At 65.7% G+C, this 12,101-nt stretch carries 9 protein-coding genes; 5 read left to right on the top strand and 4 right to left on the bottom strand.

Annotation, left to right across the window (positions count from 1 at the left end):
• Both FQS62_RS12145 and FQS62_RS12140 read right to left on the bottom strand, forming a co-directional pair.
• Nucleotides 1-1,287: an HlyD family secretion protein gene (locus FQS62_RS12145; protein WP_208043524.1), complete on the bottom strand. Its 1,287-nt coding sequence runs from the start codon at nt 1,285-1,287 to the stop codon at nt 1-3.
• A 259-nt stretch (nt 1,288-1,546) separates the two neighbouring features.
• Nucleotides 1,547-2,449 (bottom strand): LysR family transcriptional regulator, encoded by a 903-nt coding sequence (locus FQS62_RS12140; protein ID WP_010485668.1) that lies wholly within the window; start codon nt 2,447-2,449, stop codon nt 1,547-1,549.
• Nucleotides 2,450-2,558: 109 nt separating this feature from the next.
• Here FQS62_RS12140 and FQS62_RS12135 point away from each other — a divergent pair, with 109 nt between their 5' ends.
• The 5 genes from FQS62_RS12135 to FQS62_RS12115 all read left to right on the top strand — a co-directional run bounded on the left by FQS62_RS12135 (nt 2,559) and on the right by FQS62_RS12115 (nt 7,988).
• Complete coding sequence (locus tag FQS62_RS12135) at nt 2,559-3,680, top strand: 4-oxalomesaconate tautomerase (protein ID WP_099589592.1); 1,122 nt, start codon at nt 2,559-2,561, stop codon at nt 3,678-3,680.
• A gap of 75 nt (nt 3,681-3,755) precedes the next feature.
• Nucleotides 3,756-4,814, top strand: a complete 1,059-nt coding sequence (locus tag FQS62_RS12130; protein WP_208043525.1) for an ABC transporter substrate-binding protein — start codon at nt 3,756-3,758, stop codon at nt 4,812-4,814.
• Nucleotides 4,815-4,828: 14 nt separating this feature from the next.
• Nucleotides 4,829-5,662 carry an ABC transporter ATP-binding protein gene (locus FQS62_RS12125; RefSeq protein WP_208043526.1) on the top strand — a complete coding sequence of 278 codons (834 nt, stop codon included), beginning with the start codon at nt 4,829-4,831 and terminating at the stop codon, nt 5,660-5,662.
• Nucleotides 5,646-6,422 (top strand): ABC transporter permease, encoded by a 777-nt coding sequence (locus tag FQS62_RS12120; RefSeq protein ID WP_208043527.1) that lies wholly within the window; start codon nt 5,646-5,648, stop codon nt 6,420-6,422. Before FQS62_RS12125 ends, FQS62_RS12120 begins: the two co-directional genes overlap by 17 nt.
• 132 nt (nt 6,423-6,554) lie before the next feature.
• Nucleotides 6,555-7,988, top strand: coding sequence for an OprO/OprP family phosphate-selective porin (locus tag FQS62_RS12115; protein WP_049447914.1), 1,434 nt, complete (start codon nt 6,555-6,557; stop codon nt 7,986-7,988).
• Between the two features lie 25 nt (nt 7,989-8,013).
• Here the strand turns inward: FQS62_RS12115 and FQS62_RS12110 are convergent, their stop codons facing one another.
• A complete protein-coding gene (locus FQS62_RS12110; protein WP_208043109.1) occupies nt 8,014-9,261 on the bottom strand; it encodes an arsenic transporter in 1,248 nt (415 codons plus the stop codon).
• Between the two features lie 190 nt (nt 9,262-9,451).
• Nucleotides 9,452-12,028 carry a glycoside hydrolase family 3 protein gene (locus tag FQS62_RS12105; protein ID WP_208043108.1) on the bottom strand — a complete coding sequence of 859 codons (2,577 nt, stop codon included), beginning with the start codon at nt 12,026-12,028 and terminating at the stop codon, nt 9,452-9,454.
• Nucleotides 12,029-12,101 lie beyond the last annotated feature (73 nt).

Below are 12,101 nucleotides of genomic sequence, written 5' to 3'. Positions count from 1 at the left end.
TCATCGCCTGTCGGTGTCCGCTGAGCCCACTGCTGGACGATCTTGAGCCAGTCGATAGAGCGGGTCGAAGACCCACTCAACCAGCCGCCGGGTCTCAACGCTGATGTCCGCTTCCAGCCCCATGCCGGGCTTCAATGATTCATTCCGTCCGTACACCGCCATCACCTGGCGCTCCAGCGCCACTTCAACGCGGTATCGTGGCGCATCCACTGCCGTGCCCAGCAAGCGGGACTGCGCATCAGGGGGGGCTGCGCTTCGCGAAACCGAAAGCACCCGCCCACGCTGCTGACCGAATTTCTGATACGGGTAGGCCTCATAGCGAAGGGTAACGGGCTTTCCTGCATCGACAAAGCCGATGGCACTGGATGGCACCCATAGCTCGGCCACGAGCTCCGAGTCGTGAGGCAGGAGGCTGAGTGCCGTTTGACCCGCAGACACTGCCTGCCCCGGTTTGATAAGCACACTGGTCACGGTTCCGCTTACCCGTGCTCGAAGCGTGACTGCGGCCCTTGCGGCGTTCTCGGCCAATGATTGCTCGACATCTGCCACATCTCTACGCGTCCGGTTTTCCTGACCGCGCAGGGTTGGCTCGAGCTGCGCAAGCGCAGACGTTGCCTCGTCGGCCTGCTGTACAAGAAGCCGCCGCTGAGCCTCCAGTTCAATCTGGTTCGCACGGTGCTGCAGAACGCTGTCACGCTGCTGAAGCATCTGGTATCTGCTGATCACCTCGGCACTCTCGACCCGCAGCCATTCCTGATACAGCTCATCAGCACTGTCCGCACGCTGTTTCTGCAACCCGGCCTGCCGTGCCTTCTCCTCGGCCCGTGAGTGAAGGTTACGCAGGCGCTCCTGTATCTCGTGGCGCTGCATGTCGCCCAGACTACGATGCAGTACAAGGTCTGACTGCAGGCCCTGCTGCTTGACGCGGAGCTGTTCGGCGACGAGGGCCTGGGTTTCGCCCAGCGCGACGCTGTCCTGCGGCATGGAGACTTCGACGAGCGGCTGGCCGGCGACAACGATATCCCCTTCATGCGCCAGGATCCGGGAAACAACACCGGGCCCGGCGACGCTTACAGCAATCAATCCGCTGTCAGGGACCAGGGTGCCGTGCACACGCTCATGCCGCGTATATCGGCCTGCAATCAGCAAGCCGAGGATGGCTATGGTGGAAGCGGCGCCAATGGCAAAGAATATCCAGCCGACGCGAGGGGCGCGAAACCCTATCTTTCCAAGCCTTTCGTCCTGCTTTGCCTGGAGTACTTCCCTGCGGAACAACTCATCGGACATCCATTGCCCTCTAAGGCCTGGGGTGCGACAGCATGACTTCCGTGATCTGCGTGATTTGATATCACCGCACTTCTACGCTGTCAATTTGCAGCACGGCATGCCCAGGCACTCGGCCTTGGTCTGATACAGCAACCGGGGATAGGCTGGCTCGCGATACTCGTAATCCATGACCATTGGAATTCCCGGGCTGAAAGCCACGGGGAAAAGTTGACGGCAACGCGCCCGGGCAGGATCACCGCGCTACTGCCACGCAAGGGCCTCAAGCCTCCCCGCGCCACTGGCTCATCAGCATCTGAAGAAACCGCTCGGCGGTGGGCGAGAGCAGGGCGCCCCGGCGGCGGACGATGCCGATCGTGCGCGATACCACCGGGTTGCCGATGGCACGTGTCACCAGGGTGGGGTGATCCCCGTCCGGCGTGGCCATCTTCGGCAGCACCGACACGCCGATACCTGCCTCGACCATGCCCAGCGACGTGGACAGGTGGGTCACTTCGTAGTGCCAGCTCAGCTTGAGGTTCTCGCGCGCCAACGCGCCGTCCAGCAGCGTGCGGTTGCCGCTGGTGCGATGCACGGTGATCAGCTGGTGCTCGGCTAGATCGGCCCATTCAACCTTGCGCTTGCGGGCCAGCGGATGATCGCGCCTGCACGCCAGCACAAACGGATCCTCGGCCAGCACGTCGAAGTCGAGATTCGGGTCGTTGGCGCCCATGAAGTTGATACCAAATTCGACCTCGCCGCGCTCTACCGCCTGCAGGCCTTCGGTGGCCGGGATATCGAGGATGCGGAACCGCACGTTCGGATGAGCTTCGTGGAAACGTGCCATCACGCTGGGCAGGAAGTAGAACGCCGCCGTAGGCAGGCACGCGATGGTGACGGTGGCGCCGCGGGTGTCCTCCCGGCCACGCAGTGAGAACAGCGAACCATCGAACTCTTCCAGCATGCGGCGCACCAGCGGCAGCAGGTTCTCACCGACGGCGGTGGTGCTGACGCTGCGCGTGGTGCGCTCCAGCAGCGGCGAACCCACGGCCTGCTCCAGCTTCTGGATCCGCCGGCTGAGTGCAGGCTGGGACACATGCAGGATTTCCGCGGCGCGGTGGAAGCTGCGGGTCTCCGACACCAGCAGGAACGCGCGCAGATCCAGGATTTCACAATTGATGCTCATCAGGTATCAATCATCCAAAAATCAGCAATTCACAGATCAATTGGGGCCATGCCAGTATCGAATCACAGAGGGGCCATTCATCCCCTATACGCATCAATCTAGCACACGTATGTCCAACGATCTGCTCAGCATTCCCTGCGTGCTCATGCGCGGCGGCACCTCCAAGGGCCCGTTCTTCCTGGCCAGCGATCTGCCGGCGGACACCGCCGAACGCGATCGCCTGCTGCTGGAAGTGATGGGCTCGGGCCATCCGTTGCAGATCGACGGCATCGGCGGTGGCAACGCGCTGACCAGCAAGGTGGCCATCATCGACCGCTCAAGCCGGGCGGACGCCGACGTGGACTATCTGTTCGCCCAGGTCCGGGTGGAGCAGCAGGTGGTGGATACGTCCCCTAACTGCGGCAACATGCTGGCAGCCGTGGGCCCGTATGCCATCGAACGTGGGCTGGTGCAGGCGCAGGATCCGCGGACCGAGGTGCGCATCCACAACGTCAACACCGGCAAACTGATCATTGCCACCGTGGAAACGCCGGGCGGCAATGTGGTCTACCGCGGCGATACGCGTATTGCCGGCACGCCGGGATCGGCCGCGCCGGTCAGGCTCTCCTTCCTTGATGCCGCAGGCGCCCGCACCGGCAAGCTGCTGCCGAGCGGCCACGCGCAGGACACCATCGATGGCGTGCCGGTCAGTCTGGTGGACTGCGCCATGCCGATGATGCTGGTGCGTGCCGAAGACCTGGGCGTGAGCGGCGATGCGTCGCCCGCTGAGCTGAATGCGAACAGCGCCTTGCTGACGCGGCTCGAAGCGCTGCGTATCGAGGCGGGCGCCCGCATGGGCATCACCGACGCTGGCAACAAGGTCATTCCCAAGCCGGTGCTGCTGTCGGCGGCGCAACATGGGGGCGATCTGCAGGTGCGCTATTTCATGCCGCACCAATGCCACACTGCACTGGCCATTACCGGCGCGGTCGGCCTGGCCACCGCCGCCGTCACGCCGGGCACGCTGGCCCACACTTTGGTCGGATGCCTGTCCGTTCCCGGCAGCATTACCCTCGAACATCCGAGCGGGGCCCTGGAGGTGGGCCTCAGTCGCAGTTCGGGCGATTCGCCGGTGATTGCCAGCGTGGTTCGCACTGCGCGCCGCCTGTTCGAGGGGCGCGTATACGCGACATCGCCCGCGCCCGCCGCGGCCAGTGCCACCCAAGCCCGCCAATGGACGTCAGCGGCATGATCTGAAACCGGTCGGGTCGGCACAGGCGTGCCTGCCCACCACCACAACGTAGATGCTTCACTCCTGGGAGGGATGATGTACAAGCAGTTCCTGATGGTCGCGCTGTGCGCGGCCGGGCTGGCCGCGGCCGGATGCAGCAATAGCGGCCGCGCGGAAGGCGCGTCCACGGGCAGCGCTGACAACGCGCCGGTGCGCATCAGCGTCGGTTCCTACAACCTCAACAACCTTCCGTTCTTCATTGCCGACGCCAAGGGCTATTTCAAGGACGTCGGTCTCGAAGTAAAGACGGAGAACTTCGCGCAGGGCGGCTCCAAGGTGCTGCAGGCGCTGGTGGCCAACTCCACCGATGTGGCCGTTGGCTTCTACGACCACACCATCCAGATGCAGGCCAAGGGCAAGGATGTGGTCGCCTTCGTGCTGCTTTCGCGCAATTCGGGCCTGGTGATGGCCGGTCGCGAGGATGCCACCTTCGATCCGGCCCGCCCGGACACCATCAAGGGCCAGAAGGTCGGCATCACCGCACCGGGCTCATCGTCGGATTTCTTCGTCCGTCACTTCCTCGCCCAGCACGATATTCCGGCTGACAGCATCTCGCTGATCGGCGTCGGCTCGGGCGCCGCAGCGGTCGCGGCGCTGGAGCAGGGCAAGATCGACCTGCTGGTCAACTATGATCCTGCCGCCACCCTGATTACCGAACGCAAGGTCGGCAAGATCATCCTCGACGCGCGCAGCGACGACGGCGCCCGCCAGGTCTACGGCGGCCTGTACCCGACCTCGGTGATGTACGCCAACCAGAGTTTCCTGGACAAGCGCCCGGAGGCGGCCGAGAAAATCGCCCGTGCCGAGCAGATGGCATTGAAGTTCATCGCCGACAACAGTGCCGAAGAGATTGTTGCGGCGTTGCCGGACAGCTATGTCTCCGGCGACCGCACCACCTATGCCCGCGCGGTGGAGAACGCCCGCGCGATCTTCACCCGGGATGGCCGCTTCACGCCGGCCGAGCTGGAGACGCCACTGAAGGTGCTGCGTGAATTCAATACGGATGTGGCCAAGGCCAACATCGACCTGTCCAGGACCTACACCAATGCCTTCGTCGAGCGTGCCAACGCTGCGGCGCCGGCCGCCCAACCGTAAGCGGAGGTAACCCCATGGCCCTCAATGCCACCGTGCGCCAGTTCAATGGCGCACCGCAGCTGGAGCCTGCACAGACCATGGTCGCCATCAACAAAGTGACCATGTCCTTCGGCGAGTTCACCGCCGTCCGTGATGTCGACATCCAGGTGGGTGACGGCGAGTTCCTTGCCATCGTCGGGCCCACCGGCTGCGGCAAGAGCACCATCCTCAATTCCGTGGCGGGCCTGCTGAAGCCGTCTTCCGGCCAGGTCAGCATCGACGGTCGCACCGTCAGTGGTGTGCAGGAATCGGTCGGCTACCTGTTCCAGCAGGACGCGTTGCTGCCGTGGAAGACGGCTTACCAGAACGTTGAACTCGGCCTGCGCTTCCGCGGCGTGCCCGAGGCCGAACGCAAGGCCAAAGCCAATGCGTGGCTGGCCAAGGTCGGCCTGACCGGCTTCGAGCATCGTTACCCCCACCAGCTGTCCGGAGGCCAGCGCAAGCGGGTGCAGATGGCGCAGGCGCTGATCGTCGAGCCGAAGGTGATCCTGATGGATGAGCCCTTCTCGGCGCTGGACATCCACACCCGCCACCTGATGCAGAACGAGCTGCTGCGGCTGTGGCAGGAGGACCGGCGCTCGGTGATCCTGATCACCCATGACCTGGAAGAAGCCATCGCCCTGGGAGACCGCGTGGTGGTGCTGTCCTCCGGCCCGGCCAGCCGTGTTGTGCGCAGTTTCGATGTGGATCTGGAACGGCCGCGCAACGTGGCCGAAATCAAGCTGGATGACCGTTTCACCGACCTGTACCGCGATATCTGGGCCTGCCTGCGCGGCGAAGTGGAGAAGAGCTATGCACGCCAAGACTGACAAGTTCATCCAGCTGGCCCTGGTGATCGCCGTGTTCGGTGGCTGGGAAGGCGGCATCGCGCTGGGCGTGATCGATCCGTTCTTCTTCCCCTCGCCAACGGCGATCGTGCAGCAGGCCTGGACCTGGCTGTCGGATACCTCGTTCTACCAGCATGTCTACATCACGCTGACCGAAACCGCGCTGGGCTACATCATCGGTACCGGCCTTGGCGTGGCCGGCGGTGTCTGGCTCGGCCTGAGCCGGCGCTCTGCGCGCATCCTGGATCCCTTCATCAAGGGCTTCAACGCGATTCCGCGTGTGGTTCTGGCGCCGATCTTCGTGCTGTGGCTGGGCCTGGGCCTGTGGTCGAAGGTGGCGCTGGCGGTCACCCTGGTGTTCTTCACCACGTTCTTCAACGCCATCCAGGGCGTGCGTGAGGTGAACCCGGTAGTGCTGGCCAATGCCCGCATCCTCGGGGCGAGCCGCAGCGACCTGCTGCGCCATGTCTACTTCCCGGCAGCGGCAAGCTGGATCCTGTCCTCGCTGCGCACCTCGGTCGGCTTTGCGGTGGTCGGCGCGATCATCGGTGAGTACCTCGGCGCCTCGGCCGGCCTGGGTTACCTGATCGCGCAGGCCGAGGGCAACTTCAATGCCGTGGGTGTGTTTGCCGGCATCATCATCCTGGCCGCCTTCGTGCTGGTCATCGACGCCCTGCTGGACGTGGTCGAGAACAAGCTGATCACCTGGCGCCCCAACGCCCAGGCACAGGCCACCAGCTGACCAGGCCGGGCTGAGCCCGCCTGACGCGCCGCCGGGCCGATCCGGCGGCGCGCGCTTCCTCCCCCGAACTTCCCCCGCACCACCGAAACAGGCCAGCGCCAGGCCAGGGGGCCGGCTGGCCGGAGAGAGCCCATGAACCCTCCCACCGTGCTGCCGATGGCAGCGCTGTCGGTCGCGCTCGGCCTGCTGTTGGCCAGTGGCCATGCCGACGCACAGTCCACGTCTTCGCTTCCTGCGCCGCTGAGCCAGGCCGAGCTGTCACGCCTGGTGCAGCAGCAGGCGCTGCAGATCCAGCAACTGGAGGCCCGCCTCCGCGCCGTAGAGGGCGGGCAGGGCACTGCGGCCGCACCGCCCGCGCACCCTGTACCTGCGCTGGAGACGCGGGTGGCCGCACTGGAATCCGGGCAGTCCAAGCTGCCCAAGGTCTCCTGGGCCAAGGGCGCACCGGAGTTCAGCAGCGCCGACGGCAATACCGTTTTCCGTCCCCGTGGCCGCCTGTTCGTCGACGCCTCCAGCACTGACGGTTCCGCAGTCAGCGAACGCAACGTTTCTGGTACCGAGATCCGTTCGGTGCGCCTGGGGGCCGAGGGACGCTACGGCACCTTGGGCTGGGTGGTGGAGGGGGACTTCGCCGACAACGCGGTGGCCTGGAAGTCGGTCTACGCCACGCTGGACCACACGCTGTTCGGCCTGCCGGCCGATCTCACGATGGGCAACCGCTTGAACGACCGCGGTATCGATGGCTCCAGCAGCACCTCCAACACGCCGTTCCAGGAGCGCAACGTGGTCGGCACGTTGATGCTGCCACAGCGCGGCCTGTTTGGTGTCGGGTTGACCGAGCGCGTGTATGGAAAGGGGTGGCATGCCAGCCTGTCGGTGGCCGGCAACGACCTCAACAACGGCGGCACCGACAACGACAGCCAGACCTGGGCCACCCGCGTCCATTGGAATCCGCTGGATACCGCTGCTGCCACGCTGCATCTGGGCGCATGGGCCTTCCACGAGAAGATTCCCGCTGGGGCCAGCGGCGTGGTGCGCAGTTCGGCCATCGCCGGGCATTTCAACGATCTGGTCAAGATCACGCCGGGCACGCTGCTGGGCGCCCAGCGCAGCACCGCCTATGGTGCGGAACTGGCCGGCTTCTTCGGCCCGGCGTGGGCAACCGGCGAGTGGGGTACGCGAAGCCTGCGCGGGGCCGATGCCAGCGGTCGCTACGATCGCGACCACCAGGCGTGGGCGATCTCGGCCGGCTGGTTCCTGGCGGGCGCGCTGCCGTCCTATTCGGGCAAGGCCGGCACCTGGGGCAAGGTGAAGGTCGCCGATCCGGTGACGCGCGGCGGCAGCGGCGCGTGGGAGCTGAAGGGCCGTTACGAGGACGTGGACTATGCCGAACTGCCCAGTGGCGGTACCGGCCACGCGTGGACCCTGGGCGCGAACTGGTACCTCAACGATTTCAGTCGGGTGATGTTCGAAGCCGTGCGTTGGCAGACCCGCCACCGCAGCGGCAGTGCGGCGGGCAGGGATGAAGGCACCACCTTCAATACCCGCCTGCAGCTGGTCTTCTAGGGCCGTGGCGCCGCCTGCATTCTGGTCACAGCAGCAACAATGCAGCGATGAGTGCAGGCGGCATCACCAGCGCGCCCACGCGCAGGAAATCGAGCGCGCTGACATGCTCGCCTTCGCGACGCAACGCCATCAGCCACAGCATCGTGGCCAACGAGCCGGTCACTGACAGGTTCGGGCCCAGATCCACGCCGACCAGCAATGCGGCACGGGTCTGCGCCGGCAGGTCCGCCATCTGCCCCAACGAACCAGCCGCCAGGCCGACCGGCAGATTGTTGGCCACGTTGCTCAGCAGTGCCGCCACACCACCGGCCAGCCAGCTGGCCTGGTGCGGTGACGTCTTCGCCAGCGCCTGCAGCGCGCTGGCCGCACTCTGGATGGCGCCGGTCTGGGCCACTGCTTCCACCAGTACGAACAGGCCGGCCACCAGCGGCAGTACGCCCCAGGACACGTGACGCAGCAGCAGAAGCGGGCTGCGTCGCTGGCGGATCGCTACCGCCGCCACGCTCAACGTACCCGCACAGAAGGTGGTCAGGCCCAGCGGCCCGTTCAGGGCGGACGTGACCAGCAGCACCGTGCCGGTGAACAGCACACCCAGCGCACTCAGGCGCCCGCCCACGGTCAGCGGGCGATGCTTTGGCGCGGTCACCAGCGGCTGTGCGATCTCGCGCCGGTGCACCCAGCGCAGCACAAGATAGGTCGCACCGATCGCCGCCAGCGAGGGCAGTGCGAACTGCGCCAGCCACTGCAGCAGCGGCGGCATGTGCTGGCCGTACACCACCAGGTTGGCCGGGTTGGAAATGGGCAGCACGAAGCTGGCCGCATTGGCGATGAAGGCACAGACGAACAGGTAGGGCAGGGGATTGGCGCGGGCCGCCTTGCAGGCGGCGTAGACCGCCGGCGTCAGCACCACGGCCGTGGCATCGTTGGACAGGAACACCGTCACCAGCGTGCCGACCAGGAACACCAGATCGAACAGGCGTCGCCCCGATCCGCCGGCATGGCGGACTGCGTACAACGCCAGCCAGTCGAACAGTCCTTCGCGGCGGGCGAGCTCGGCCAGCACCATCATGCCGACCAGGAACAGGTAAACGTCACGCCCTTCGGCGACTGCGTGCCAGGCAGTGCCGAACGACACGGTGCCGCTGAGCGGAAGCAACGCCGCCGCACCGAGCGCCCACACATACTCCGGGATGCGGAACGGACGGAACAGCAGGCCGACAGTGGCAACGGCCACCGCCATCCAGATGATGAGCGAAGAATGGGAAGCGAGCATGGAGTAGAGGCGTGCGCGGTGCCGTCCATCGACCCTGCCGCCGGTTCTCCGGTGCATCTGATCGGCGTGCAGCGCCCGCTGCGATCAGTGCAAGTGCCGGGGTTGCGGCATCATACCGTGCCAGCCGCCCAGCGAATGCCCTGGCGCGGCGCGTTCCGTGACGGCCGCGCCAAGGCATTCAACACCGCGCCTACTGCGTCGCACACTCCACCTTGCGATCAAACTCGGTGCCCAGTACGACCGAGGTGATCGCAAGCGTTGTGCCCTTTCCGGCGCGCAGCGCAAACGGCACGTTCAAGCGGCTCATGTCTGCCCCGGCCTTGGCCAGGCACTTGAGGGGAGCGCCCAGCCTGATCCACTCATTGCGCGGCGCCGCCGACAGCGCAGGGCCCAGCGCAACCTCGGCAGCACACGCCGCCCCGCAGGTAGTACCGAGTGTCACTGCGGATTCCGCCGGGAGCTGTTCGACACGCACGGTCGCTACCACGGAGAGCTCGCCGTTGGTCTCGCGCGACCAGTCCAGCGGAGTATTGGCCTGCAACGCCACCGTGGCCGGCGCCCGGAAACTGAACTGGCGTGCGCCCTCCTGCACATCGGTATTGATCGCGACCATCGCCAGTGACTGGTCGGCAGTTGTTGCATTGGGATGCACGACATCGGTCGATTCGCCATTGGCGGCAGTCAGGCGAAGCATCAGGCCGGTGCCGGCCACACCACGATCGAACAGGGTACCGCTGCCCGCGGCGTCCGGATCAATACCCGGGTCCTCAGAAAGAGCAGGCAGGTTTCCCTTGTCGCCATAGGTCAGGCCGTATCCGAAGGCGAACTGCGGGTCGTAGTCCTTCTGCCCCACGTTGTTCTGGTACTGGTTGGCGCGGCGTGGCCACGAGAAGCTCAGCTTTCCGCGGAAATCGTGCTGCACCCGGCCATCGGCCCCGCGCAGAAGGACATCGGCCACGCCGGCACCTTCCGATCCGGGCAGCCAGGCGGCAACGAAGGCGTCGGCTGCATTGATTTCGCGGTTGAGCCACAGCGGGCGTCCACCCAGGAAGACCGCGACAACCGGAATGCCGTCGGCCTTCAAGCGCTGCATCAGTTCCAGGTCGCCGGACTTGCCGTTCTTGAACATCAGATTCGGCAGGTCGCCCTGGAACTCGGCGTACGGCTCTTCGCCGAACACCACGATGGCCACATCGGGACGGTTGCGGTAACGACCATCGGCCACCAGCTCGGCCTGGCCGCCGCCCGATCTGACCTGTGCCTCCAGCCCTTCCCAGATCGTTTCCGCATTCGGGAAGTCCTCGCGGCGCGTGCCGTCGCCCTGCCAGCTCAACGTCCAGCCGCCGGCTTGGCGGCCCATGTCGTTGGCGCCATTGCCCGCCACCAGCACGCGTTGCTTCGGCGACAGTGGCAGCAACTGATTCTGGTTCTTCAGCAGCACCAGTGATTCGCGCACGGCCTGCCGCGCGATCTGGCGATGCGCCGGCGCTCCGAGCAGCTCGAACTTGCCACCCAGTGCCCGCTCCGAGGGCCTGGGCTTGTCGAACAGGCCCATGCGCATCTTTACCCGCAGGATGCGGCGCACCGCGTCGTCCAGCCGTGCCTCCGGCAGGCTGCCGTCCTTTACGTGGGCCAGCGTGCTTTCGTACATGCCTTTCCAGCTGTCCGGCGCCATCGCCATGTCCAGGCCCGCTACGTAGGTCCTGGCGCAGTCGGTGTTGCTGCAGCCCTTGATCTGGCCATGGCCGTTCCAGTCGCCGACCACGAAGCCGCCGAAGCCCATCCGGCCCTTCAGCACATCGGTCAACAACGGCTTGTGCCCATGCATCTTCTCGCCATGGAAGCTGTTGAACGACGCCATCACCGACTGCGCGCCCGCATTGATCGCCGGCAGGTATCCGGCGGCATGGATGTCGCGCAATGCGGCCTCGCTGACCGTGGTGTTGCCCTGGTCCTTGCCGTTGTCGGTTCCGCCGTCACCGAGGAAATGCTTCACCGTTGTCATCACGTGGTGGTCATCAAGGAAGTCAGCCGCGCCGACCTTGCCCTGCAGGCCTTCGACGAATGGCCCCGCATAGCTCGCCACCAGCGCAGGGTCCTCGGAGTAACCTTCATAGGTACGACCCCAACGGTCATCCTGCGGAACCGCCACGGTCGGCGCGAACGTCCATTCCATGCCGGTCACGCGGGTTTCGGCAGCGGTGATCCTTGCGATCTCCCGCAGCAGTTCCGGGTTGCGCGCCGCGCCCAGGCCGATGTTGTGCGGAAACAGGGTGGCGCCAACCACGTTGCTCTGGCCATGCATCGCGTCGATGCCCCATATGATCGGGATGGCCTTGCCACCAGTGCGCGTGTCCATCGAGGCTTCCCAGAACGCGTCAGCCAGCGCCAGCCACTCGGCGGGCTTGGCGTTGTAGCGACCGCCCGGGTCGGACGCGCCACCAGCGAGGATTGAGCCCAGTCGGTACTTGCGCACGTCATCAGGCGTGACGCTGGCGATATCGCCCTGCACGATCTGGCCGACCTTCTCCTCCAGCGTCATCGACGCGATCAGTGCGTCGATGCGTTTCTCCATTGCCGGATCATTGGCCAGCGGCCACTTCGCCTTCGGCCAGTTGGCGGCTGTGATCGTGCCTGCTTCGCGCTGCGGGGCAGGGGCCGCGCCGATAGCGGGTGCCAGCGCCAAGGCGAGCGCGGCGGTCAGCATCAGGTGGTGTAGACGGAAACCGGGGTTGCGCTTCGCACGATCGGAATGACGGAAGTTCATGGGAACGATCATCTCGGATGGTTGGCTTGAAGGGGGCGTGCAGACCAGAAAGCAACCTGACAGCGTTGTCAGT

Source organism: Stenotrophomonas sp. SBJS02, assembly GCF_020428325.2.
Lineage (GTDB): Bacteria > Pseudomonadota > Gammaproteobacteria > Xanthomonadales > Xanthomonadaceae > Stenotrophomonas > Stenotrophomonas africana.
The sequence above is the reverse complement of the archived record's forward strand: the minus strand, read 5'-3'. Positions and strand labels throughout refer to the sequence as shown.